20 protein-coding genes and 1 tRNA gene are annotated in these 26,295 nt (G+C 49.3%); 12 read left to right on the top strand and 9 right to left on the bottom strand.

Features of this window, described 5'->3' with window-relative positions:
• Positions 1–60: 60 nt before the first annotated feature.
• From O3C43_12865 to aroC, 3 genes are all read right to left on the bottom strand, one after another.
• Positions 61–145, bottom strand: a tRNA-Leu gene (locus tag O3C43_12865).
• A 306-nt stretch (positions 146–451) separates the two neighbouring features.
• Complete coding sequence (locus O3C43_12860; protein MDA1067384.1) at positions 452–1,183, bottom strand: hypothetical protein; 732 nt, start codon at positions 1,181–1,183, stop codon at positions 452–454.
• Positions 1,183–2,283: a chorismate synthase gene (gene aroC, locus O3C43_12855; protein MDA1067383.1), complete on the bottom strand. Its 1,101-nt coding sequence runs from the start codon at positions 2,281–2,283 to the stop codon at positions 1,183–1,185. Before aroC ends, O3C43_12860 begins: the two co-directional genes overlap by 1 nt.
• Positions 2,284–2,368: 85 nt before the next feature.
• Between aroC and O3C43_12850 the strand changes: the two genes are divergently transcribed.
• Positions 2,369–3,091 carry an RNA methyltransferase gene (locus tag O3C43_12850; GenBank protein MDA1067382.1) on the top strand — a complete coding sequence of 241 codons (723 nt, stop codon included), beginning with the start codon at positions 2,369–2,371 and terminating at the stop codon, positions 3,089–3,091.
• Positions 3,092–3,401: 310 nt separating this feature from the next.
• On the opposite strand, the gene O3C43_12845 is transcribed toward O3C43_12850, so the two are convergent.
• Entirely contained in the window at positions 3,402–3,806 is a 405-nt protein-coding gene (locus O3C43_12845; protein MDA1067381.1) for a cupin domain-containing protein, read from the bottom strand.
• An 86-nt stretch (positions 3,807–3,892) separates the two neighbouring features.
• On the opposite strand from O3C43_12845, the gene O3C43_12840 reads away from it, so the two are divergent.
• Genes O3C43_12840 through O3C43_12830 form a run of 3 tightly spaced genes read left to right on the top strand, consistent with a single transcriptional unit; the run spans position 3,893 to position 6,733 of the window.
• Complete coding sequence (locus tag O3C43_12840) at positions 3,893–4,636, top strand: carbohydrate-binding family 9-like protein (GenBank protein MDA1067380.1); 744 nt, start codon at positions 3,893–3,895, stop codon at positions 4,634–4,636.
• Between the two features lie 34 nt (positions 4,637–4,670).
• Positions 4,671–6,236: an alkaline phosphatase D family protein gene (locus O3C43_12835; protein ID MDA1067379.1), complete on the top strand. Its 1,566-nt coding sequence runs from the start codon at positions 4,671–4,673 to the stop codon at positions 6,234–6,236.
• A 53-nt stretch (positions 6,237–6,289) separates the two neighbouring features.
• Positions 6,290–6,733, top strand: coding sequence for an SRPBCC family protein (locus O3C43_12830; GenBank protein MDA1067378.1), 444 nt, complete (start codon positions 6,290–6,292; stop codon positions 6,731–6,733).
• A gap of 367 nt (positions 6,734–7,100) precedes the next feature.
• Here O3C43_12830 and O3C43_12825 read toward each other — a convergent pair whose 3' ends face one another.
• Complete coding sequence (locus O3C43_12825; GenBank protein MDA1067377.1) at positions 7,101–8,525, bottom strand: site-2 protease family protein; 1,425 nt, start codon at positions 8,523–8,525, stop codon at positions 7,101–7,103.
• A gap of 196 nt (positions 8,526–8,721) precedes the next feature.
• On the opposite strand from O3C43_12825, the gene O3C43_12820 reads away from it, so the two are divergent.
• A complete protein-coding gene (locus O3C43_12820; protein MDA1067376.1) occupies positions 8,722–10,320 on the top strand; it encodes a Na/Pi symporter in 1,599 nt (532 codons plus the stop codon).
• 26 nt (positions 10,321–10,346) lie between these two features.
• Here O3C43_12820 and O3C43_12815 read toward each other — a convergent pair whose 3' ends face one another.
• Positions 10,347–11,603 (bottom strand): amidohydrolase/deacetylase family metallohydrolase, encoded by a 1,257-nt coding sequence (locus O3C43_12815; GenBank protein MDA1067375.1) that lies wholly within the window; start codon positions 11,601–11,603, stop codon positions 10,347–10,349.
• 189 nt (positions 11,604–11,792) lie between these two features.
• On the opposite strand from O3C43_12815, the gene O3C43_12810 reads away from it, so the two are divergent.
• Positions 11,793–13,235: a sulfatase-like hydrolase/transferase gene (locus O3C43_12810; protein MDA1067374.1), complete on the top strand. Its 1,443-nt coding sequence runs from the start codon at positions 11,793–11,795 to the stop codon at positions 13,233–13,235.
• A 105-nt stretch (positions 13,236–13,340) separates the two neighbouring features.
• On the opposite strand, the gene O3C43_12805 is transcribed toward O3C43_12810, so the two are convergent.
• The 3 genes from O3C43_12805 to O3C43_12795 all read right to left on the bottom strand — a co-directional run bounded on the left by O3C43_12805 (position 13,341) and on the right by O3C43_12795 (position 16,577).
• Positions 13,341–15,098: an arylsulfatase gene (locus O3C43_12805; GenBank protein MDA1067373.1), complete on the bottom strand. Its 1,758-nt coding sequence runs from the start codon at positions 15,096–15,098 to the stop codon at positions 13,341–13,343.
• A gap of 71 nt (positions 15,099–15,169) precedes the next feature.
• Positions 15,170–15,586 carry a DoxX family membrane protein gene (locus tag O3C43_12800; protein MDA1067372.1) on the bottom strand — a complete coding sequence of 139 codons (417 nt, stop codon included), beginning with the start codon at positions 15,584–15,586 and terminating at the stop codon, positions 15,170–15,172.
• 34 nt (positions 15,587–15,620) lie between these two features.
• Positions 15,621–16,577 carry a S1-like domain-containing RNA-binding protein gene (locus O3C43_12795; GenBank protein MDA1067371.1) on the bottom strand — a complete coding sequence of 319 codons (957 nt, stop codon included), beginning with the start codon at positions 16,575–16,577 and terminating at the stop codon, positions 15,621–15,623.
• Positions 16,578–16,661: 84 nt separating this feature from the next.
• On the opposite strand from O3C43_12795, the gene O3C43_12790 reads away from it, so the two are divergent.
• The 6 genes from O3C43_12790 to O3C43_12765 all read left to right on the top strand — a co-directional run bounded on the left by O3C43_12790 (position 16,662) and on the right by O3C43_12765 (position 26,256).
• Entirely contained in the window at positions 16,662–17,831 is a 1,170-nt protein-coding gene (locus O3C43_12790; protein ID MDA1067370.1) for a hypothetical protein, read from the top strand.
• A gap of 10 nt (positions 17,832–17,841) precedes the next feature.
• Complete coding sequence (locus O3C43_12785; GenBank protein MDA1067369.1) at positions 17,842–19,272, top strand: hypothetical protein; 1,431 nt, start codon at positions 17,842–17,844, stop codon at positions 19,270–19,272.
• A gap of 165 nt (positions 19,273–19,437) precedes the next feature.
• On the top strand, positions 19,438–21,660 hold the full coding sequence (locus tag O3C43_12780; GenBank protein MDA1067368.1) for an MFS transporter: 2,223 nt from the start codon (positions 19,438–19,440) through the stop codon (positions 21,658–21,660).
• A 254-nt stretch (positions 21,661–21,914) separates the two neighbouring features.
• Positions 21,915–22,649, top strand: a complete 735-nt coding sequence (locus tag O3C43_12775; GenBank protein ID MDA1067367.1) for a DUF1080 domain-containing protein — start codon at positions 21,915–21,917, stop codon at positions 22,647–22,649.
• A gap of 445 nt (positions 22,650–23,094) precedes the next feature.
• The gene (locus O3C43_12770) at positions 23,095–25,008 is read left to right on the top strand and encodes an Ig-like domain-containing protein (GenBank protein MDA1067366.1); all 1,914 of its coding nucleotides are present in this window, start codon (positions 23,095–23,097) and stop codon (positions 25,006–25,008) included.
• A gap of 240 nt (positions 25,009–25,248) precedes the next feature.
• On the top strand, positions 25,249–26,256 hold the full coding sequence (locus O3C43_12765) for an amidohydrolase family protein (GenBank protein MDA1067365.1): 1,008 nt from the start codon (positions 25,249–25,251) through the stop codon (positions 26,254–26,256).
• The last annotated feature ends 39 nt before the right edge of the window (positions 26,257–26,295 follow it).

Below are 26,295 nucleotides of genomic sequence, written 5' to 3'. Positions count from 1 at the left end.
AAAAACCGAATCCTAAAAACTCCATAAGTCCTTGTTGAAAATTGACTTATGTTTTAGCAATGGTGCCCAAGGGGGGACTCGAACCCCCACACCTCGCGGAACATGAACCTGAATCATGCGTGTCTACCAATTTCACCACCTGGGCCTGACTTAAAGAGTTGGGAATTGAAGGTGGGTTAGTCTTCTTTGCCAAGTGAAAAATATCGAGATATTGAAGGTTAGGTGTGAATTTCAAGAGTGCCAAAAAGAGTGGAATATAAATTTTGGGTAGGGCTCGATCCAGCTACGTTTGAAAACTTCGCTGGACACAGTCGCCGACCTGTCCGGCGAAGCTCTGAGGAGCGTAGCGGGAGCGAGCCGTCTAAGAATCGGCGGTTTAGGGCCAAACCGCCCTACCATAAATTAGCGTATGGGATCTCTCGAAATTGTAACTGGTGAGGGTAGTTGCAGACTATTCTCCGTCGAGCAGCTTGCGTATATCCGGGAGCCATTTCTCCCGGTTACCATTTACCATTTTTACCATATAGGGATCTTCTTGCGGGCCTTCCCAGTCCTCATCTTCTTCGTCTTCCTCTTCGAGCCAATCATCATTTAGATCGAAGTAGTGGGAGATGCGTCGTGCTTGTGGTTCGAGAATCAGGCTCGGGTTACTTACGCGACCTTTTTTAGTGGGCACTAAAAGGCATGGAATATGGTTTTCCAGGTAACGGTCAGTAAGGTCTTGAACAAGTTTGTTGCTGGTCTCCAATCCGCGATTGATCAAACAGGCATCTGAAAAATGAATACAGGCATCATACCAGTTTTGCATGTGTTTGTGTGTCTCGATTAAATCACAATGGATAACCGTTATGATTCTGCTTAGCTCGCAGCCAGATGCTTCAAGTAGTGGCATGAGGGCTTCTACTTGATCCACAGGGTTTTCTCTTCCAGGGCTAAGAATGATGTTTTGCTGGTGAGGATTCAGTTGGTCCGTTGCGATGGAGGCCACCTCACCGTCATAAGTTTCAATGGTGACATGCGGAAGCCCTGCCATTTTTTCGTCCCACTCGTTTAAGGTTTCTCCGGACTCGCGAAGGATGGTAAAGGGATTATCCTCTGTGGCTACATCCGAGATCAAGTCATACAGCACCTGCCGACGACCTGACGTTGCGCACCCCAGGATTAAATACACGTTGGGCTCCATTAGTCTTCGAAACTGAATGTTTTGTTTTGCGCTGAATCACGCATCCAATGGTCGACCAGGATTAGAGCGGTCATGGCTTCAACGATGGGTACGGCGCGGGGTAGGACGCAGGGGTCATGACGCCCGCGACCAATCAGCTCCGTTTCGTTACCATCCTTGTCGACGGTTGCCTGTGGCTGCAGTATGGTGGCGGTTGGTTTGAATGCTACGCGGAAGATCAATTCTTCGCCATTACTGATACCGCCTTGAACTCCACCTGAATGGTTGGTGCGTGTCCGGATCTGGCCATCGCGGTTTTCAAAGGGGTCGTTATGCTGAGATCCTTTCAGCTGCGTTCCGGAGAATCCGCTTCCGATTTCAAACCCTTTGGTTGCCGGTAAGGAAAGCATACCTTTTGCCAGGTCGGCTTCCAATCGGTCGAAGACAGGTTCACCCAAACCAATGGGAAGGTTACGGACCCGCGTTTCGATAATGCCACCCACCGAGTCACCTTCGCTGCGAACCGCTTTGATCAACTTGATCATTTTTTCCGCTGAGTCGGCGTCCGGGCATCGAACGGCGTTGGCTTCCACGGATTCCAGGGTAGGGAAGTCCAGCGTTTCCGGCATGGAAATGTTCTGGATGGTTTTAACATACGATCGAATTTCCACTTGGCCGGCTTGGGCGAGTATTTTTTTGGCGATCGCGCCTGCCGCGACCCGGCCGATCGTTTCGCGGGCTGAACTCCGACCTCCTCCCTCGTGGTTGCGGATGCCGTATTTCGTCTGGTAGGTATAGTCTGCGTGTGACGGACGAAACTTGTCCTTCATTTCCGCATAGGCGGATGGACGCTGGTCGCCGTTGGGCACATACATCGCGATGGGCGTGCCGAGGGTTTTGCCCTCAAACGTTCCAGAAATGATGGAGACCGTATCCGTTTCTTTCCTCGGAGTAGTTATGTCACTTTGGCCGGGACGGCGGCGATCAAGCTCAAATTGAATCTCGGCCTCCGTGATCGCGAGATTGGGAGGACAGCCGTCCACAACCACGCCGATGCCACCCCCATGACTTTCTCCCCAGGTGGATATTGAAAATAATTTGCCGAATGTATTTGAGCTCATCTCTTTTTTAAAACGGCGAGTAAAATGCGAGCATTTCCTCGCGTCAACCTTTGACCTGCGGATGTAAATTCCCCTCAATACCCCAATGCCTGTAATCACAGACTCTGAGTATTTATCTTTTCTTGATACTCTCCAACCTATCCAGAAGGAATCGTTAACGCATTACCTGGAAACGTTTGTTTCAGACAACAAGCGTGGACAGATGCATCAGGTGCTCGATCATAGGACGCGGCACGTAGCCGTCGTTTTGGAGAATATATACCAGCCCCATAATGCGGCTGCGACTGTCCGGTCTTGCGAGTGTTTCGGTTTTCAAGATCTCCATATCATAGAAGCAAAAACCAAACATGTCATAAATCGGAACGTTACGATGGGAGGCTGCAAATGGGTTTCCATGCATCACCATAAAAAAGACCTTGGAGGAACGAAATCCATTCTTCAACGGATTAAGGCCTCGGGGTACAAAATTGCAGCTACCTCCATGCGACCGGGATGTGTACCTTTGGAAGAACTCGACCTAAGCGAACCCGTTGCCTTGTGTTTTGGAACAGAGGAAAAGGGATTGAGTGAAGAGGCCCACGAAATGGCTGATGTGTTTGTGCAGATCCCTTCTTTTGGTTTCACGCAAAGTTTCAATGTTTCAGTGAGCGTTGCCTTAAGCCTTACCTCGATTCGGAATCGTCTTGAGAAAAGTAAATTGCCTTGGCAATTGCCCCCGGAGGATCGGCATAATCTTTATCTTACCTGGCTGATGAAAACGGCCAATCGAGGGCTGGTAGTTGCACGGAACTATCTTGCCAGGGAATAATCTCAGGTAAACCGGCTTTAAACTTGTTATTCCCCGATGCTTGCTTCGGGGTCGGTGACTGATAGGAAGTTTGAGCATTCGAAATCGGCAGCGAGCTACCTCCTACAGTTGTATTTGCGATACGAAATGTAGGAGGTAGCTTGCTGCCGAGCATACCATCAACGATGTCTGCTCAGTCTTTTGGAGAAAGTGAAAATAATAAGTAGAAAGCGAACATCTGGTGGGATGTTTTAAGCCTTTCATACCCTGTGGTCTCTGCCACAGGGTTTTGATTTACACCCATCCCCGCTAATACACCGAAAGAATATGCTCACCGCTTTTTGCCCACTGTCGGTTTCCATATCCCTTCGACCGACTCGACCGACTCCGGGCCTGTCCAAGGCGGCATGGTCACGCCAATCATTTTTAGTGGCTCCGATTTCAAAGAGCGAAATTGAAATATCGTTTTCGCCGGTATGGTGAGACAAACGCCGGTTTCAAGGTTGACTACCTCTTCACGTTCTTCGGATTTTCGCCACATCTCACCCCGGCCTGAAAGGATATACCAAATCTCATCGAAGTCCGGATGAATCTCAGCCGTCGAACTCTCTCCCGGCGGAAGCTCAAAATGAGCCATTCCTCCCCGGTCAACTCCCAGCAAAACTCTGACGTTCGATCCGTCAGGTGCTACTTCATCCCAGTCCTCCGGTAATTCCATGGTTTCAAAATGATTCATGCCGTCAGGTCTAAATTCGACAGCTTGATACTGCAAGCCTCCGTCGCGCTTGTTATATGGTTATAAATAAGCTACACCCTCCAGTTATGAAACACTTTGTACGGATCACTCTTCTGTTTTTTTGGACTGGACTAACGGTAGCTTGCACTTCCGAAAAGGCTGAGCAGCCGGGGCACAACTTGAAAACGCACGCGATCACCTACACCGATTCAGTCATCAGCATAGATGGCCAGCTCAACGAAACGGCCTGGTTGTCCGCAACATCTCTGGACGTCTTTGAATTTCCCTGGTGGGAAGCCGGAAGGAAGGAGCAGACCCAGGCCAAACTGCTTTGGGACGACCAATACCTTTATGTCAGCTTTATTTGCGAGGATGCCCACATCTGGGGCGATCATACCGAACGGGACAGTCCTGTTTATTTGGATGACTGTGTCGAAGTATTCACTTCACCCAACCCCGACACCTTGGACATTTATTTCAACCTAGAAATGAACGTGCTCGGTCAATCGCTTGACCACATCCATCCGGAAGGACCTGGCAGCAAGGCTGACTGGGATCCGGAGGTAAAAATTGCAACCACCGTTGACGGTACATTAAACGATGATTCTGACATCGACCGCCACTGGATACTCGAAGTGGCCATCCCATTTGCATCGTTCAGTCAGGTAGCGAAACACACGCCACCGGAGCCGGGTGACGAGTGGCGCTTGAACCTCAATCGCCTCGGCGGTAAATCAAATTTTCAAAAGAGCCAGTGGTCTCCCTCCATTCCAGAAAATACCAGCTTCCATGCACCTCAATTTTTCGGTCGAGTAACTTTTGCAAAGTGAAGACCTTTCTTAATTTCAAAACCAAGCATTTATTATGAAACAGACGAACCGCCTTTTACTGTTGGCATTACTGCTGACTCGATTTCTTCCTATGTCCACGGCCGATGATATGGACTCCCACAAAATATTGTGGGTACAATACGGACTTGCCAATGGAACGCTTAAGCTGGCGGCGCACACGGACGCTGATCCAATGAATCCAACCGAGGCCTCTGCGACCCTTCAGTTTAAAAGCGGTGATAAATGGAACTCGGTTACGGCCGTTAGAGTAGATCCCTTAACCACCGTTGCAGAATTTCGTATTGATCATTGGAATACACTTCAAAGTAGATCTTATCGCGTATTGTGCGGCTCAAACGAGTTTGAAGGGATTATCCGGGCGGACCCAATTAAACAAGACGTTCTTAAGCTCATGGCCATCTCGTGCGTGAACGACAAAAAGTTTCCGTATAGCAAAACGGTGGAGCAGATGGTTTCGCAGGATCCCGATCTGGTTTTCTTTGCAGGCGACCAGCTTTACCAAACCAATTCTGGTGGAGAAACCCTGGAAGCGGAAACGGAGGAAGAGGTGTTACCAGCTATGGCCAGTTACTTGAAAAAGTGGCGAAAATTCGGGCTCACTTTTCGCGATCTTTTAAAGGATAGGCCTTCTATTATTATTACCGACGATCACGACGTCTACGCACGCGATTTGTGGGGGAATGGAGGTAAGCGCATGACAGGCGATCGAACCATGGGTGGCTATTTGCATCCGAAATGGGTGAATGCGGTTGAACGCATTCAAATGTGGTGCCTACCTGATCCGGCTGACGCAGGTCCCTGGGGTGACGGGATCTATGCTTACTTTACTTCTCTTGAATATGGAGGCGTCAGTTTCGCTATTCTGGAAGACCGTAAATTCAAATCCCCGCCGACAGATATTCTGAAGAAGGCCATTGATGATCCAAAAAGTAACAAGCCAAACACCACGCTCGAAGTGATCATGGACCCCACCTTCGACACAAGTACCCTCGACGCTCCCGGACTCAATTTATTAGGGGAGGCTCAGGAAGCGTTCGTTGCGGCTTGGGCAAACAAAGTGAGTAAAACGGATCGTTTGGCAGCAGTATTACACCAGTCTCCATTGGTAAATGTAGGCAACTATCAGCGCACCTTTGGCGACATGGATTCCAACGGTTGGCCGCCCACTGCCCGCAAGAATGCCCTGCGCGCCATGACTCCAGCCAATTCGATCATGATCTCCGGAGATCTTCATTACGGAACCATTTTACAACAAGGGGTAGACGACTGGGGTGATGGTCCCTGGTGTTATTCGCTTCCTCCCTTTGGTTCCGGTCAAGGCCGGGTTTGGGATCCCCTTGAAGCACCTCAAGGAGGAGCCATTCCTGGAATGCCAGGTTCGGGTAATCATTTCGATCGCTTCGGGAACAAGCTTACCGTGTTAGCCAAAGCCGATGGTATCGTTGGTTACGGCATGATCCTTTTCGATAAAGACGCAGGTGAAATCGAACTGCAATTCCATCCCATGGATCCCGACACCCGTGACCCCATCGATATCGATGTTCCCGGTTGGCCTCAACGGATTAAACTCAAAAAGTAGCTGGCGAACAAACACACCAAGATCGCTGAGCATTCCTTAAATTTAAGACAACCATGCAGCACGCATCCCAACACGTAGTCATCGAGGTGCCCATCGAAAAGGTGTTCGAGGTAGTAGGTGGATTTTACACTTTGTCAGATTGGCATCCGTTGTGTGAAGACCCTCCTGAGGGACCGATAGCCAACGAGGGAGCTGTCATTCGGCGAAAGAACCGTATTGTCGGATCGGCTATCGATAACGTGGAAGACCTCGTCCGCAGCTCACTCGACCCGGAAGACCTGCATTATGTTTATGAATACCGGCACGGCATGTTCAGCTCTATTGGCTATCGGTCGACCATACGATGCACTCCGACAAATGGCGGGAAAAGTACCGTAGTGCTGTGGCACGCAACTTGGGAAAGCACCGAAGAAAACGGCGAAGAAGAACAGGTTGCGGTCAACAATTTCTACCGTATTGGCCTTGATGCGGCGAAGGCACTGATAGAAGGAAAATAGTAGCTCACATCCGTGAGTCTTTTTGCCCTTTGAACTTGTTATACCCCGATGCTTGTGTCGGGGTCGGTGACTGAAGGGAAAGGTTGAAATCGCGGAGATCGCCAGCCACTTCGACAAGCTCAAGGAATACAAGCTGGCTCTTACATTTTGACACGCGAAAGTAGCTGTAGGAGTGACCTTGGTCGCGAATCGAATACCAATGATGTCTGCTGGAATCTTGCGAGCAAAAGAGAAAAGAGCTTGTTCTTGTATTTCAGATACCCAGATCCTTACGTCGGGAAGTTTCATTAGGTCAGGCGGGAGGCAAGGCGTTCGGATGGTTCTCTTTGTTACCGAAAAAATAATCCGGGGCATTTACATTAAGGAATCAGTCGGCACGTGCCTCCACTTGAATGAAATACCCGGAATCCGAAAGGTCCGGAATCGTTGCAAACAAAACTTCCTGTCCTGTGCCTTCCTTCCAGTCATCCAGGGTATTCCAGGTTTTCAGGTTCTTACCTCCCCTGATTCTGTAGTCGATTCCAGGGACTCCAACAAACCGAATGGAAAGTGAACCCTCAATAAAAGCGGACTTAATAATCGGTAATGGCGGCGGTGGAGGTTGAGGAGGAATATAGCTGGCATCAAGCACCAGAACGTAGGCTTCAATTTTACCACTGGTCGCACGCCCGTAACCACTAATGGAGTTGCCCGTCGCATCGACTCCGTACGCGCGAAATGGCTCCCAGGATGCTGGCAAAGCTCCCGCAGCAAATGCAATATCCGACACCCGGAACGGTTGTTCATCCACCCAGAAAACAGCTTCTTCATTCCCCAAGACGTTCTCTCCATAACCTACAATTACCCGGCCATTCGCACTCACACGCACAGCGGTTGTGTAGGTTAAAGCGTGCGTCCCGGTAGTGGGAGGAGAAAGAGCGACCATGCCTCCTGACTCCGTCCATTTAAACGCGGTGTTTTTCCCGGTACCTGCATTGTAAGCAAAGCCAGCCACAACAGATCCATCGGGAGAAATTGAAAGTGCACTCAAACCAAGAACCGTGTCGCCGGTTTTGTGTAGCACCACTGGCGCTCCTCCATGGGTCCACATAACGGCGGCTTGCTGAGTCAACGAAGCCTGGGCCCAACCGACTACTTGGCTCCCATTTGCACTCACTCCAAAAGCCCCTCGATTAGGAACAGTAGTTCCTCCAAGAGGAGGAAGCCAAACTGCCTTGGCCTGACCACGATCCCAGAACCAAGCTGCCACGTTTGTAGCCTTGGCATAAGGCAATCTGGTTGCCAGCAAAGCACGCAGTACCCGACCGCCATCCATGGGAAATGCGGGTATCAGGTTGAACAATACCAGCCAGATGTTGATGAGCATAAGACTGCCGAAAAACCCACTTAAGGAATCCAGTTTCATGTAAGCCTCCCGGAAGGGAGTTCCTGCTTGGAGTATAACAAACAAAATGGCCGCAATGACTAGATTGACAGCCGGACCAGCCAAGGCCACCAGCAATTCGTGCGTGGGTTCTTTGGGCATACGTTCGAGTCGGGCCACACCGCCGATTGGCAGAAGGGTGATATCTGGTGTTTTAATTCCGTAGACTCTTGCCGTAAGCGCATGGCCGAACTCGTGTAATATCACGCAAACGAAAAGTGCCAGAACAAAGACAACGCCGGTTAAACCGTCTGTCCAATCACCCTCGCCCGCGAAAGCAAATCCAACCCATATAAGAAGCAGAAAGAATGTTATGTGAATGCGCAGCTGAGTGCCAAAAATACGAGCGATTGGAAATGACCATTTCATAGTATTATGGATCTGTGTTTATTAAAAACATAAAGCAGCATCCCTTTCTTCTCAAGCTCAATGAAGCTTTTAGGGAATGGACAAATACCTTCCGATGCCTATTGAAGCTTATGGGTAAACTCTAATTGTAATTCTGGATCCAATTTCATAAAAAAATACCCCATGAAAACGTTCAATTCACGGCCTCTTCACTGATATGGATTCCACTCTACAATCACTCGGAGGTTTAGGCCTGTTTCTTTTTGGAATGGCCTTGATGACTTCCGGACTACGGAGACTGGCCGGAAATAAAATGCATCATTGGCTGGGCAAGGCAACTCGCACCCCTATTTCCGGAGCCATATCCGGCGCAGTAACCACGGCGTTGGTTCAATCTTCAAGTGCGACTACCGTAGCAACCGTCGGTTTCGTCGGGGCCGGCCTGCTAACCTTTCCTCAATCTCTAGGCATCTTATTCGGGGCTAACCTCGGAACCACCATCACTGGTTGGATGGTTGCGGTCATTGGTTTCAAATTAAAGCTTGGAACGGCCGCCCTTCCTTTACTCTTTATCGCTGCCATACTCTACTTGGTAAAAGCGTATCCAAAAGTCAGAAGCACCGGCAAAGCTCTGGCAGGATTTGCTCTCATTTTTCTCGGCATCAGTTACCTGCAGGACGGTCTTGCCGGATTACAAGATTTGGTCGATTTCAGTTCCTTTGATTCGAGCGGATTCAGCGGTCGTATTTTGCTGTTACTATTTGGGGTCGGCATAACCCTGGTAACACAATCATCCAGTGCTACCGTGGCCGCTTCAATCACGGCACTGGTTACTGGAATGTTGGATCTTCCTCAAGCGGCGGCGGTTGTTATTGGCGCGGACATAGGCACGACTGGCACTGCCGCTCTGGCAGCTATCACCGGCAATACAGCTTCCAGACGTACCGGCTTTGCCCATGTGATCTTTAATGTGTTTACCGGGGTTCTGGCCTTTTTCTTTCTTCCGCTCTATTTGTGGTTTTGCGGAACCTATTTCCCAACCACCGTAATCCAGTCACCTGAGCTCATTGTGATCTCATTTCATTCCGCTTTCAATGCCCTCGGTGTTTTGGTGGCGATTCCCTTTACCCAGCAGTTCGGACGTTTGATTATTCGAATGATTCCAGAACGGGAAAATCTTCTGATCTCGCCGCTCGACCATAAATTCCTCGGCGATCAAGCCGCAATAGAGGCATTGGAAACGGCATGCCGTCGCATCGCCAGCTCCGTTCTAAAACTAGGGTCCCGTATACTTACTGGTGATATTAAAGAGAACCATTTCCGCAAGTTGGAAGAAGCTGAAAAAGCCATATCTGATGCGAGAGACTACGCAGTGAGAGCAGGAGAGAAATCAGGAGTAAACGAGCTTGATACAGACCGTCTTTTCTCACTCCTGCACATCATTGATCATTTGGAGCGATTCGTGCAAAGAGTTCGTAATACAACGCAATCTGAAGGGTTGTTAAAACACCACGACCTGGCCTTGCGCGCTCAAAGCTTGGCAAGAAGCCTGATGAATCTTGCTGCTGAAATTGAAGAACGGGGTCAGCCGAATTCGTTGGAGCACTTTGCCCAATTTGAAGATCAACTCAGGACAGATAAATCAAGCTTTAGGACCCAAGCTATCCAGAGCGCCACTCAGGGCAAACTTACCGCCGACGAATTGGATCGAGCATTGGACGGGGCCAGATGGTTAAGAAGGCTCGCCCACCATGCCTGGAGAATTGTGCATTACGTTGCGAAGCTGGAACCTCAGAAAAAAGATTCTTCTAAGTAGATCGATAAACAAAGGACCAACTCACATCAATGCGTCGGATATTTAATAGACGGATCCCTCCAGTTGATGCCGGTTCGGCCATTAAAATCGAACACGACTTCTCCGGCACGAATGGTCAGCTCACTACTTAAACGCTCCGTTCCCTCGAGCTTGCCTTTCACCGCATCGAGAAAACCAAACTCTCCATTCGTCAACTTAAGGACGGCCAGGTCCGCTTCCACCCCAACGCTGATCTGTCCAAGTTCGGGTCGTTTAACGATGGTGGCCGGGTTGGTCGTCGAAAGTCGAATCACTTCGGGCAGCGGAACTCCCAAGGCCAGAAACTTGGACATCACATTCAGCATGTCCGTAGCGGCTCCATGAATAGAACCCGAATGAAGATCCGTTGAAATGGAATCCGGCCAGAATCCCTGCTCCACCACCGGTACGGCCAACTTGAAATAGAAACTGGCACCGCCGTGCCCGACGTCAAACTTCACTCCTCGTTCTCTGGCTGCCTGTAAATAAGAACGCACCTTGCCACTATCGTCTAGCAGAGGTGCCGGCATTCGAAAGAAATGCGTACTGATATCTCCGGGACGAAACAGCTCACTGATCATTGTTTCGTAGGGCTTCCCTTCAATGAACCACCCGAAATCCACCATAATGGGGATATCCGCCAGTCTACCAGCCTCAAGCGCCCTCTCAACCGAAGTAAAGTCCGGTTGCCACCAATGGGCCGATTTAATTCCAACCACCACATCGGAGTGCTCTCGTGCCATGGCTGCCGTTTTTTCTGGATCCATATCAGCAGGATTTTGCTCGGCTTCATAATTAATCATTCCCAATCCCGTAATGTTGAGCATCGCCAGCACACGGGTCTTCGATCTATCGATCACTCGACTCCGGAATTCTGGAAAACTACGCCAGCCCGTTCCTCCGACATCGACCACCGTGGTTACTCCCGATTTAAAAAAGACATGATCCGGAAACAGGTCAGGCGAACGATCCGAAACCGTACCAGGTTCTCCAACCCGGGATACGTGCACATGAATATCAACAAGGCCGGGCGTTACAATCAATCCGCTGACATCGATTACCTTCGCCGCTAATGCGTCTGGAATTGCGGAGGCAATGGCGGCAATCCGGTCACCTTTGACAGCAACGTCCCGAACATCATCAAGATTGTTTTTGGGGTCAATTACCCGCCCCCCTTTTAACAACAAGTCATACGACGGTTCATTCACCTGAGCGGTTAGCGAGGCAGACATCACGCAAACAAGAAGCACAGCGTGAATAAACATTCTAGTTACTCTCGAAATCATAGGGCATCTGGGATTTAAAGTTGAAATCCATTTTTCAGCTCGAATCCAAATCAGCAAGAGAAAGTTCTTACTGAAAAATGGAGAGCCCAGTCTTACGAAAAATCTTCCTCTGATTTATAAATGAATCGGTATTGTATCTTACACCCAAGAATTGCACTATGGGCAAAAATGAAACAGCGAATCGTCCTAAGTCTACTAGCTGCTTGCATTCTCTGGACTGTACCCACCAGTTGGGCACAAGCGGAAGTGAAGCCGAAACGGCCGAACATTTTATTTATTCTCTTGGACAATATAGGCAAAGACTGGTTTCGATGCTACGGCAGCCAGGAGAACGTTACACCCAACATCGATCGGCTGGCACAAACCGGTGTGAAGTTCAGATCCTTTTATGTCACTCCGGTCTGCAGCACCACCCGCGTTGCTCTTTTAACCGGTCGTTACCCGTTCCGCTCTGGCTGGCACACACATCACGATCCCGCCATTTACGGTGGAGGCTATTTTGATTGGAATCGGGAAACCTCGATCGCCCGTGTCATGAAGAACGCCGGTTATCGAACTTATATTTCCGGGAAATGGCAAATCAATGACCTGTTCGACCCTGCTCAACAGGATGCTCTCAAGGTGCACGGCTTTGATGAACATTGTATTTTCCCCGAAGGAAAGACTGAACACCCTGCCCATAAGAAACGTTATTGGGATCCCTACATTCTCGAAAACGGCCAACGCCTTAACACGGACGGACAATACGGTCCGGAAATTTTTACCGATCGATTGATTGATTTCATGTCCCGTATGGCGAAGCAGGATGACGCGCCCTTCTTTGCTTATTATTCAGCTATCCTTACTCATATCTCCGTAGGAAATACGCCGGATAACAAAGGCGAACAATTGACCGCCCGTGAACAATTTGCCGGCATGGCTCGCTACGCCGACAAACTCGTTGGCAGGATGGTCCAATCGCTCGACGAGCTTGGGATCAGAGACGACACCATTATTCTCCTGGCAACCGACAACGGCACCGATAACGGAGTCTACCACGGATATGAACACCTGGGGGGGCGTGTCTCTGGAAGATTGATAGATGTGGGCTCGACCATGAAACCCAAGGACGATGGTTACTACAACTTGTCTGAATATAACATCAACACGCCCTTTATTGTAAACTGCCCCAACTACATTCCTGGAAACCGCGAGAGCGACGCCCTGATCGATATGTCCGACATCTTTCCGACGCTGGTTGACTTTGCAGATGCCAAGCTTCCTGACGACCTCATCCTCGATGGCCATTCTCTCGTCCCACAATTGCTGAACCAAGCCGACACCTCTCCCTTACGAAATTGGAGTTTCTCCCAGTATCATCAGGTCCGTATTGTTCGCGATCAACGTTTCAAACTGTTTTCCAACGGTCCGTTCTACGACCTCTCTGAAGATCCCCTTGAGCAACACGACCTACAAAACAGCCTTCGTCTTTCCGAGGACGAAACAACGCGCGAGGCACACCACAGACTAAAGGACATTCTCGAAAAACTCCCCCCGAATACCAAGCTCCCCTGGGAATTCAGAAGTATCTCCGCCCGCCAACTCGAAGCGGCTAAGGCTCTGAATAAATAAATGAGTCTTAAAATCTTGTTCAGTTAAAAGACACGAATCCAAAATTCCGAGACCTTGTATAAACATAGGTCTCTCTCTTTTCTGAGTGGCCGATGGCAGTCTATCTCAATCGACCCGATTCAATTCCAGGGAGTGAACATCCACCACTCGTTTGCCTTGGATATCCAGCGAACCAAGCCGGAGTATTCCTCTTCCTTTTTCAAGGCGCATTGTACCCAGCCGGAGAGGTTTAAAATCTTTAACAAAGTAGTGGGAATCTGTGACGCGCTCTTTTGATTTATCGTAGAGTGGAGGATCAAAGACATCAACGACCTTGGCCTGTATGGAATCACCACGCTCCATGGAAAGACTTAGCGTAGCCCCTTGGTCGCCTTCAGCGCAGGTGTAGAAAACAATCACTTCGTATGTGCCGGTCTTGCCTACATCGACATCCCAGGTGATCGAATCATCCGCGCTCGTCCAGTGAGTAAAGAAAGAGTTGTTGGGTGCCTTGGAACTGCGCTCAATCGAACCGTGTTCCACGCCGTCCCTGGCTGGCAAGGTGGTGAAAGGGCCGTATCCCACGGAAAACGGACGGTCGGCGTACTTCCTGAAGTCGGCCTGCATGTCCTTTAAATGAAGCTTGGCCTGACTCAATAAATCAGCTGTCACTTGCGGATAACGGTCGGCCACATTGGTATATTGTCCACGGTCTTTCTCTAGGTCGAACAACTGCCCGGCTTCATCCAGACGAAAGCGCTGCGTACGGACACTCACCGATTTTAACTTCGTGGCAAAGAGGACACGTGGTTCCCAGGTCGCTGTTTGGTCGAATAGCAAAGGTCGAAAACTTCGACCGTCGATGGACTTGTCGAGTTTCGTTTGAATGCCGGTCAATTCAGCCAAGGTAGGCAACAGGTCGATAGCACCGGTTATTTGAGGGACACTAACACCAGCTGCCAAGTGCTCTGGCCAACGTATGAAGAACGGAGAACGTATGCCTCCTTCGTCGATGGCGCCTTTGCGACCTTTCATGCCTCCATTCCAGCGATAAGAGTTGGGACCGTTGTCTGAGAAATAGATGACGATGGTGTCGTCGCTCAGCTTAAGCTCATCCAGCTTTTTGAGAATGCGCCCCACGTTCCAATCGATATTCTCGCACATGGCCAGAGCCGCCCGGGTCATCATTACATCTTCCTGCTTAGGATTACGATGCTGCATGGCCGGATCCTTGCCTTCGAATTTTGCATAGAATTCGTCGGAAATCATCATCGGCGAATGCGGGGTATTGTAGGGAATATAACAGAAGAATGGCTTCTCCTGATTTGCCTCTATAAAGGCCATGGCATGGTCGGTAAAGTCATCCACCACAAATCCATTGCCCCGGACTTTTTTCCCGTTGTGATTCAGGGGCGGACTGAAGTAGTGCCCCCAATGTCCGGAGGTAAATCCATAGTATTCGTCAAACCCACGATCATTTGGATGATACGGCGTCTGGGTCCCATTGTGCCATTTTCCAAATGCTCCTGTGGCGTAACCGTTCGCCTTGAATACGTCGGCGATCGTGGTTTCATCGGGATTGAGCCTTTCCTCTCCTGTACTCACTCCACTCACTCCTGTTCGAGGATAATAACGGCCGGTCAAAAACTCAGCCCGCGTAGGAGCACACACCTGGCAGACATAGAAATTTTCCATCGTCACGCCTTGTTCGGCCAATGAATCAATGTTAGGCGTGGAGAGATTGGTGTTCCCCTGCACACTGAGATCTCCCCAACCCTGGTCGTCCGTCAATATGACAACGACATTCGGTTGCCTGGCCAAAGCCGCCGTCACACCCAGATAGATTCCGATTAGAGATAGAAAACTGGTGATAGAATGTCTCATTGCTTTTATGGGGATTTTTTTACCGTACTGATTTTTTCTAATGTGGTGATCTTACCTAAGACGATACAAAATTAAGCTTGATTAGGTTTACTGCTCCTTCTTTCCGCGGATGTTTTTGTTCTAATTTTCCGTGGCCGACTCAACCAGAACATCCAAGCTATAAACAGACCCTGAACTCCAATGCGAATCCATGCGGCCTTATGACTGCCAATGGCAGGTGTTTCGCTCCACAAGTCTAACAAATGAATCGGCGTAAAAGCGATCATCAAGACCATGGCACCTAGCGCTGAATTTCTACGGCAGGCTGGAATGCATAATCCTGCTCCCAGAATAATTTCAACCAATCCTGTTGCATAATTAACCCACAGTTTGGGTAAGAAATCTGGAATAAACGGATTATAAAATTCGGGGTGCATAAAATGATTAATTCCGCCGTAAAACAAAAATAATCCAAAGAGAATAGCTGCAATGAGTTTTAGTATCTTCATGATTGCTAGGAAATTTCTTTATAGGTGTTCATCACTATTTTACCAAACTGATACCGTTGTCCTCCAACCTTATGAGCTTTTGTTTATACAGCAAACCGATCGCTCGTTTGAAGGCTTGTTTGCTCACATCGAATTCTGCGCGAATGGATTCCGGTGAGGATTTATCATTGAAGGGCAGGGTGCCTTTATTGGTTTTAAGGGCTTCAAGGATTTGTTCACCAATCGGTTCAACGCGTCCGTAGCCGGCACGATCCCGGCGAAGATCGATGTTCCCGTCGTCTCTTACCTTGCTAACATAGCCAACTATCCATTGCCCGTAACCAAGGGGTTCGGAGAGGTCCGTATGGTAGAGCAGCCCCAAATGCTTATCGTTAATGATCGCCTTGTAGCCCAGTGGGGTTTGGTCGATAACCAGAAGATCGACTTCTTCTTCATAGGCATACTTTGCACCCTCATTGTTGGTGAATTGGGTCACGTGTTCGCTCGCTATGATACGTCCGCTATCCTCATCGACAAAGATGTACACGACACAAGTGTCACCTTCCCGTGGATCACTTTTCTGCTCACGATAGGGAAGGAGCAGGTCTTTACTCAATCCCCAGTCGAGGAATGCGCCTACCTTTGGATTCATGCTAACAACCTTCAGCACTGCGAATTGACCAACGACGGCTGCGGGTGTTTCGGTGGTGGCTACGATACGATCCTCCGAATCTTTAAAGACAAATACAGAGATCGTATCCTCATCTACCATGCCCACGGGCACATATCGTTGGGGTAATAAGATTTCCCCCAGATCGCCCCCATCGAGGTAGACACCATTATTGGAGTCCCGGATGCGTTTAAGTGTATTGTGTTTGCCAAGCTCAGCCATTTGTTGACCAAGCTGTCCTTTGTCCTGATCCGTCGCAAGCATCGTTTGTGGAGGTAGTAGTGGCGACCGAAGGTGAGCTGCCTTCGATACCAAGGATCCCCAAGTTAATACCTGCACCATTTCTTCTCTCCTTTGGAATACGAATCTCTTGCATATTTGCCTGGCTGTAACCATGGTCGGATTAGCTTCTTACCCACCATGCTTATGCCATCGTTAATCAGTTTTACTTCTCGGCACTTCACGCCACTAGAAAGCGGCCCACTTTTTTTCAGACGACGCGTATCGCTTGTGATTCTTGTCCTTCTACTCAGCGGGTCGCTCTTCGCTTCTGCTTCATCGGATGTCGACCGGCTCCTCTATGCGGCTTGTCCCGGCTTGCGGAACTATATGGAATACGGCGGACACGGGTTGCTTGTCTTCGATATCGATGACGACTATCGATTCGTGAAACGCATTCCCATTGGAGGTCTCGATGAAAAAGGCCGTCCCATAAATATTAAGGGAGTTTGCGCCAGTGCTGAAACCGGGAGAATTTATATGACCACGCTTCGCACGATGATGTGTCTGGATCTGGTGACCGAGACTCTGCTTTGGGAAAAAACCTATGACGGTGGCTGCGACCGTATGGCCATCTCTCCAGACGGGAAAACGATCTATCTGCCATCGCTGGAAAAAAACCACTGGCACGTCATTGATGCCGAACATGGTGACATTATCAAACGCCTCGATTTCCAATCGGGTGCTCACAACACAATTTATGGATTGGATGGGAAAGAGGCTTATATGGCAGGGCTGCACTCACATTTGCTCCGTGTTGCCGATACGGCGACCCACACCGTCTCCAAGGAGATTGGTCCCTTCACCAAACCGATTCGTCCCTTCACCATAAATCGCTCCCAGACCCTGGCCTTTGTGAACGTCAATGAATTGCTTGGCTTTGAGGTGGGCAACTTGAGGACGGGAGAGATGTTGCACCGCGTGGAAGTCCAGGATTTCAAGGTCGGTCCTGTAAAACGGCACGGCTGTCCAAGTCATGGTATTGGCATGACCCCTGATGAAAGCGAAATCTGGGTGTGCGATGGCTTCAATAGAAGGCTCCACATTTTCGACGCCACTGTCTTGCCACCCAGGCAGGTAACAAACGTCTTTCTTCGGGACGAACCGGGCTGGGTCACGTTTCGTCTCGACGGCAAGCACGCCTGGGCATCCACGGGCGATATTATCGATGTGGCCACGCGAGAGATTATCGGCGGCCTGGAGGACGAATTCGGACGGCTGGTCATGAACGAGAAAGTCGTCGAAATTCATTTCAAGAACGGCAAACCCATAAAAGTAGGAGATCAGTTCGGCCTCGGTCGAGCCGGAGACTCATAAATTCAACAGGATGAACCGAAGACTATTTTTAAAACATGCAAGCTACGCAGGTGGCACCCTCCTGGGTAGCGACCTCCTTCAGCTGGCTCTCCTTGCGGCCTCTGGAGATTCAACCACGTCTGATGGGCTCGATCTCTACGGCGGTACAACTTCGTTGCGCTTTAAGGCTACGGGTTTCTTTCGACTGGAAAAAGCAAAACGCTGGTGGCTGGTCACTCCCGAAGGAAACGCGTTTCTTTCACTGGGAATGAATCACGTTCATTCTGGCTGGATAAACCAGGCCTACAATGCCGATCACTGGCTCAAACAGTTCGGAGCTTCAAACTATGGCGATGAGGCATTCCGGGCAGGGCTACGGACATTCGTTAAAAGCAATCTGAATGATTTCGGTTTTAACACTCTCGGAATTCACAACAGCTGGGATTGGTTGCATCCCGAATTGCGCGTCCCCTGGATCAAGGGTCTCCCATTCGTTGATACGCACCATTATAAAGTGCCCACTGAAAAGGACTTTCTGGATGTGTTTTCGCCCGACTTCGAGAAGCATTGCGACACCCTGGCCAAAAAGGAAGCGACTCCCCTCAAGAACGATCCTTTTCTGCTTGGCTATGCAATGACCGACTGTCCCATTTTGACTGAGCTCGACGCGGCGCCACGCCCAAGTCACGTTTATGGTTCCAAGCGCGAAGGACTTCCCACCTGGCCGCGGGTCTTGCGGAACCTGCCACCCAAAGCTCCAGGCAAACAAGCCTATGTGGTTTCCATGCGCCAGCGGTACCAAGAAAATATCGGAGCATTCAACAAAACCTACACTACGAAATTTGCCAAGTGGCAGGACCTGGAGAATACAACTAACTGGCGGCCTGATTTTGATACCCGCAATGGGAAAGAGCTGGAGGACAACAATGCTTTTCTGGAAGAAGTGGTCGATCGCTACTACTCAGTTATGACCACCGCAATAAAGCGGCACGACCCCAACCATTTGATCCTGGGCGACAAGCTCAACGCGAATACGGACGCGGCCGAAACGGTCGCCCACATTACATCAAAATACACGGACCTTGTCTTTTACCAGCAGTACGGACGGTGGCAGGAACAGCGTAATCTTTTGATTCGATTGAGCGAAGCTTCCGGGAAGCCCCTCTTCAATGGAGATGGAGGATTCAACACCCCGCACGAAAATATGCCGAATCCCCATGGACCACACAGCATGGACCAGGTACATCGAGCTGACGAGACTATTCTTTTTGCCAGCAACGCGTTTGCTCGAGAGGATTTTGTTGGCTGGACAGTGTGTGGCTGGGTCGACACCTGGAAGACCATGCCTGGAAAACAGTACAAGCAACACGGTGGCTTGATGGATGCCTTTGGTAAACCGTACCAGCATTATCAGGACGCGATAAAGTCTTTCTCTGGACGCCTCTATCAAACCGCTCTTTGACCCTGTTGCCCCCAGTTAGGAGCGAGCAACTCGATAATCCTGGATTCGTTCGCATCGGAATCGTGAGAAGGAGCAGAAGTGAAGAATTGTTCAATCGATTAACAAAAGGGTATACTTTCGCCGATAGGATCTTCTATATTGCACGGTTAATCTCCTTATTTACTTTTGTCTGAGTATCGGCCATTAACTGAACCCCAACGGAAGCGCGCGCAAAACGCAGCCTTGTTGTCACAACTGTTTGCCATCATGATTACCATGGTGGTGTCGGGGCAGTACATGATTCTGTATGCCAATGACGTACTTGGATTTTCCCCCCAGCAAATAGCGCTGATTTTCAGTCTGGCTCCATTTGCCAGCATATTTCGCCTGCCGATGATCCCCTGGATCGAACGAATCGGGTTAACGGTCAGCCTTCAAATCGCACGGGTTGGTCAGATATTGATCATCATTTCATTGCTTCTCATACCGGCCGACCTACTCAGTTTTCCACTTCTGGCAGGTTTGATATTGATTTTCGTTTTATTCAGGGAACTTGGGCTGAGCACTGTTTGGGGTCCCCTCATGCAGCACATTACTACGGATGATGATCGTGGTACGTTTTTCGCCCGGATGCGGGCAAGCTTTACCATGGTTAACCTCTCCCTCAGCGCGGGAGTTGCCCTGCTGATCGGGCAAAAGATGGAGGCGACCCAATACAAGATTATCCTGGCAGTGTGCATACTCGGTTCCCTCAATTCCATTTTCTGGTCAAGACGTATTCCGGAACCTCCCAAGCGGGGAGAAGATGGTTACGAGGCTGGTGATCACTCGATGAAAGGGTTATGGAAATTATTCAAAACCTCACCCCTTTTCCGGATTCCCCTCTTGGTTACCTTGACGGTCTCCCTGGCGGAACTTCCGATCGCCATTGTTTATTTTCGCGAGGCTTTGCATGTGCCGGCCAACCTGATGGGTGCACAGATATTCTGCGCAACCCTGGGGCAAGTGTTGTCGCTTCTGTTGTGGGGGAAGATCTCCGACAGTCTGGGCTTTCGTCCCATGTTGGCAGGGTTACTTTGGCTTACCTTAGGTATGTCCCTTCTAATCTGGATTATTCCTGTTTTTCCTTACGACCTTCAATCTTCAGCGGATATGTTTCAGGAATACCTGCCCGGGATCATCGCCCTGATGCTCTACGGGTTTGGCAATGGCGTTCTTCTTGCAGGATTGGGAATCGCCACCACCGCGGTTAACCACTACCATGTAAATGCCAAAAACAGCCTGGCAGCACTCAATCTCTTCGCACTGATTCAACTCCTTTTCCAGGCGGCGATCATGCTGGTTATTGGGGTTCTTCTACAAAAGATAGTCATTCCCCAATCTCTGGATGCCACTTACCACACCGGGTTCACATTTGACTGGTTCAAAGCGTTCCGTGGAGGACTGGTTCCACTCCTGATGCTGCTATCCATTCCGGCCGTATTGAAGCTGCCAAATCTGAAGCCCTGGATTGGAGTTTCTGATTTCTTCGCCGTGTTTCGCTACAATCCGTTTCGAAGTATGCTGGGTGGCAGGCGGATATACGATGAGAACGAATCACAGCGAATCCAATTTGCTCGATCATTAGGCGAGACCAACAACCCTTTAAATCTTTCCATGCTAGGAGTATTGTTAAAAGACCCATCGTATGAAGTGAAAGTCGAAACAATCCGCAGTCTTGCTTATACCGGTTCAGACTTTGCCGGGGAGGAACTTTTGAAGCTTTTGAAAGATCCCGAGTGGCGGGGACTTTGGAACCATGCGGCATGGGGACTGGGCGAATTAAAGTATCAATGCGCCGTGGACCTGCTCATTGAGCGTTTGGAGCCCAACAGTCCACCTCGTGTCAGAGGCATGGCAGCCAGAGCACTTGGTAAACTGAAAAATCCAAAAGCCATTCAGCCCCTGTTGGATACGTTGGAGAATGAAACCATGTACCCGCACATAATATCGGCATGCAGTTGGGCTCTCCTGCAAATTGAAAACACCGCTTCCACGGAAACGGCATTTCTAAGTATCATCAAACTCCGTGAGCGGGAGGAACGCTATGAGCTCCTGAGTATTCTATCGCGAATGATGGGAATTTCCGATCGCTGGATACTAATTTCCGATAGTAGAACTTCTGCCCATAAATGCCTTCATGACTACATCGAAACCTTTTCCAAAAAGTGGAAACAGGAGCGTGAATTTATCATCCAAGCCTTGGAGAATCAGAATAAAGAAGTTATACACCAGGCCTTGACCGATCTCCTGGACCTTGCACCGATCAACGAATTGCTACCTCAACGATCACTTTCAAGGGCACTTGAAAAAACAGAGTCCTGGACGCCCGTGACGGTGCTGGCGGCAGCCTGGCTTCTACTGAAATAGGACAATTCAAAAGATGACCTTGGAGAATTGTCATCTTTTCGCCTAAAAATACAGCTCTGAAATTTAGCAAAAGATTCCCTTCACCTATTGGGTGAAAATGAGTTATCGCGAAAATTGCTCTCTCAATATCCATCAATGCCCTTATCATTATTCAACAGCGGTTTTAAGATTCATCATTGGCTTGAGATTGGAGGACTGCGAGATGGGGAAAAGGGAGTCTCGACAGTAGTTGTACCTTTTTACAACATGCTGGAATGAAGAAGTTGCTCGCATTTGTCCTGCCGGTCTTTTTAACCGGATGTCTTATCATCTCTAATTTGGGTTGCTCGCCGGAATCCTCGTCTGACGACCAGGTGATCATGCTTTTTGACGGGACATCGCTGGAGGGTTGGAATATTCAGCCGGGAGAGGAACAATGGTGGCGGGTAAATGAGGGCATGATTGAGGGCGGCTCTCTGGATGAAAATGTACCGCTCAACACCTTCATCACGCTTCCACAGTCCTATCAGAATTTTGAACTCATGCTGAATATACGCATCGTCTCCGGCGAGGGCGCGGGATTTAAAAACTCGGGAATCCAGATTCGCAGTCAGCGACTGCCGAATCATCACGAGATGATCGGTTACCAGGTGGATGCTGGCATTGGCTGGTGGGGAAAAATCTACGACGAATCACGTCGCCGCGAAGTGATCGCCAATCCCGTGGACGAAGCGGCCTTGAAAGAAGTGGTCCATGATTGGGATGGCTGGAACAATTACCGCATCTTGGCCGAAGGTCCGCACATCCGCAGCTGGATAAATGGTGTGGCCGCGGTCGACTACACAGAGGAGGATCCGACTATTCCCCTCGACGGTCTAATCGGGGTGCAAGCTCACAAGGGTGGAAAGTTTGTGGTGCAGTTTAAAGATATCACTATTCGGGAACTGCCGCCGATACCAGGCACACCCACCTGGGAAGGGATAGAGTTAAAGGAATGGCCGAAGAAGTGAGCCGAGTCGAAAGGGTGGCTCGGAGATAGAGTTACTGGAATTAGGATTAAGGTTAGGATTAAGATTATGGTTCTGGGGTAGGGGAGACTGTTTGAGTGTGCGATTGAGGGATTGGGTGACTTGGAATCGGATTAGGATTGGGATGGTACAAGAATACAGGACCGCACAGAGTACTCATCGTTGAAACATTTATAATGAACAAACTTCGTGTCTCTGAGCTTTGGTGATAGCCAATTAGTCTGATCCTAGAATTTCTCAGCATTCTTCGCTTTCAGCTACGTCATGGCACCGTTGAGGTAATAAACTGGACTTTGGAAGAACGGATCAGGATTCTTTCCGGCCCTTAACTTTGATGTCTCGATGACTACACGAACTATTTTTTCAACGATGCTTTTTTGTCTGACGGTTGTGGGGGAAGTATTTGCTGTTTTGCCGGATCAGCTGAGTGTGGGGGGATATTGATGGAGATTTCAAGGCTGAGGTGTTGGTGCTTACGAAGCGCTCGGTGAGGACGGCCAACCACTATCAGGTTAAAACCTGGGATGCCGTAAACGGTTATAAGGATGTGGCGGCGCCCGAGGTTCGGACCTATCGCGGATTTGTCGAGGACGATCCGGATATGCGAGTGAATGCCAACATTGAATTGGGAGGATTACTCAATGCCAATCTCAGCGATGGTCGAAATATTAATATTCGACTGACCACTCAATCGGTTACGGTGACGGGTCCGGAGGGTACCTCGAATCCGGGGACGGGCAATGTAGTTGTTCCCTTGAAGGTGGATCGAATCTCTCCGACCTCCAGGGGATTTATTGTTCCGAGACACATCATGCGTCGCATTCAGATGGGTGCCGGTCATCAGTCCTCGTGGGACGACATCATGCAAAGCGCTGGTTCTTGTTTGGGAACCGGTACAGTGGAGCGAATGATAGATCACAGTCATGTCGCGCTGGAAGCTGCGGCACCCGCTGTTGTTTATGGTACAGCTCTTCCTCCTTTCGCCATGGAAGACGGTGGCAACACCCAGATGGATCAACCCCTGGAAATTGATTTATTGGAGAATGATTACGACGGTAACGGAGACGACATTTTTCTGGAGCAAGTAGATTCGGTCACCTCACGTGGAGGACGCGTTGAAGTCGTGGAAGGTGGCAAGGTTCGTTATACGCCACTCCCAGGATTCCTCGGTATGGATGAGTTTACTTACCAGGTATCGGATTCGGATGGACTGACCAATCGGCATGGTTACGCAAAAATATTTGTGCGGAATAATGGTCTGGCGACCCGTATTCGATTTGATGAAACGAGTGGTTCTATTGCCAGGGACTCTGGGCCGTATAGAGCTCATGGATTACTGACAGACGGATTGTGTTTCTGCCATTCAGAATCAGGTCAGCTCGATTCTGCGTTGGAAAGAACGGTTGAGGATGGAGTAGCAGCGAGTGCCGACTTTGAAGGTGTGGGTGATCCTATGGATGGAAGTTTGAGCGTTTCGCTCTGGGTTAAATATAGACAGGCACCGACAGAAGAAGGGATATTGATCTGTAAGGGTGGAACCGTGATTAAAAGTCGCTTCGACAATCCGCGCGGTGGATGGTTTATCGGACACACCGCGACTGGTGGTTTTCGCTTTGCGGGAAATCTGCAACGTGACCTTTGGCAGAACACAGAAAAATTTGATAGAGAATCAAACGCTCCCATCAAGGCAGAAACCTGGTATCACTTAGTTATGGTAATCGACCGTCCAAATCAGGTGATTCGAGCTTGGGTAAACAATGAGGAAATCTTGAATTCGAACTGGACCAGCTTTGTGCCCGATGGATTGATCAATAGTTCCCACAGTCCCCTGGTTATTTTCAGTAGTGAAGAACAACAGGATCAGGGCGAATGGTTTGGTCCTGTAACCATCGATGAGATTCAGATTTATAACAACGTGCTAACTTCAGAGGATGTTGCCTTGCTCAATGACGTGGTACTCGACTCCGACAACGATGAGCTTCCCGACCACTGGGAGTTTCTCAACTTTGGGACTATCGAAATGGTGAATGCCACCAGAAATAACGACGGCGATGGAGCCACTGATCTGGATGAATATATCGCTCGAACTGATCCGAAACTGAATTCGGAATATCTGCGAACCCATTTAGTCCAACAGAATCCTTCGAGCCGGGAATTGATCTGGCAAAGTATTCCCGGCGTAAGTTACCAAATCGAATATTCTCAATCACTCGAAGTAGAATCCTGGGAGTCAATTGGAAGTGATCTTAATGGACTGGAAGGGTATACTAGCTGGATCGATTCAGATCTCGAACGAATGGACAGTGAGCTGGGATTTTATAGAGTGAAGGTGGTAAGGTGAGGGGAGATTGAGGAATGGAGAGACTTGAATACTTGGAAACTGAGAGACTGGCCTTTGATAACTAAAGGAACTTGGTGCCCTATGTCCTTTTAATTCTTATAGGCACTTTATGAAAGGTCGGTTTCGTTTTGTTGGACGTTGGGGATGGTAGTTGGATTTCCATCGCGCGTTGCCCGGTATTGTGGGGAGGTTGGGAGAAGGGATTTGGAAAAGGGTATTGGGCTCGCAAAATTTCTGAAGATGAGCGTACGTTTACAGTGGGAATTATTTTTTATGCGAAAGATTGATTGTCATGTGCACCTTGTCGGAGACGGCTCCTCTGCGAGTGGTTGCTGGTTTCGTTTGGACACGCTTTATCATCGATTACAGGCACGCCTGATGTTGCGGGGACTTGGGATCGATTTCAAATACCTTAAAGGTGGATTGGATGACGTGTACGTTGAGACCTTGGCTAGTCTTGTACGAACGTCGTCTTTGGATGCTGTAGTGCTTTTGGCCCAAGACATTCCCTACGATGATATGGGTAATGCTCTCCCGGAAAAGGCCGGATTTTATGTGCCTAATGAGTACCTGTTTGATGTCATTGAAAAACACCCGGACATTTTTATCCCGGCTGTGTCGATTCATCCCGGACGCCAGGACGCGATGGAAGAGTTGCAGCGTTGTATCGACCAGGGAGCCCGGGTTTTGAAGCTGCTGCCGAATTGCCTGAATATTGATTATACCGAAGCCCGCTACATCCCGTTCTGGGAATGTATGGAAAAGAATGAAATGATTCTATTGTCCCATACGGGAGGTGAGAAAACGTTACCTGTAATGCGTCCGGAGTTCGCAGATCCTTTGCTTTTGCGATCGCCGCTTGAATGCGGGGTTGCAGTGATTGCGGCTCACTCTGCTGGCCGATCAGGAATCTTTGATGCCGATTATACGGATACACTTCTTAAGCTCTTTAAAGAATTCCCACATTGCTATGGCGATAACTCGGCATTGTGTAGCTTGAATCGGGCACGAACACTACCGAAGATCATTACAAAAGAAGCGATGCCCAGGCTGATTCATGGCAGTGATTATCCTGTTCCGATCATGGGATCCGGACCCTGGATGAACGGTGTGCTTTCCTGGAAAGACTACCGCCGCTGTCGTAAGATAAGCAATGTGGTTGAGCGGGATTATCAGCTCAAACGAGCGATGGGCTTTTCGGAGGTTACATTTACGAGGATGGATGAGTTGTTGAAGGGAGGAGGATGAAATTAGAAAATGGAAAGACGCCATGCTTCCCCAAGTGTT

This window comes from Verrucomicrobiota bacterium, from assembly GCA_027622555.1.
Lineage (GTDB): Bacteria > Verrucomicrobiota > Verrucomicrobiia > Opitutales > UBA2995 > UBA2995.
Note: the sequence above shows the minus strand (reverse complement) of the source record. Positions and strands in the feature narration are given on the sequence as shown.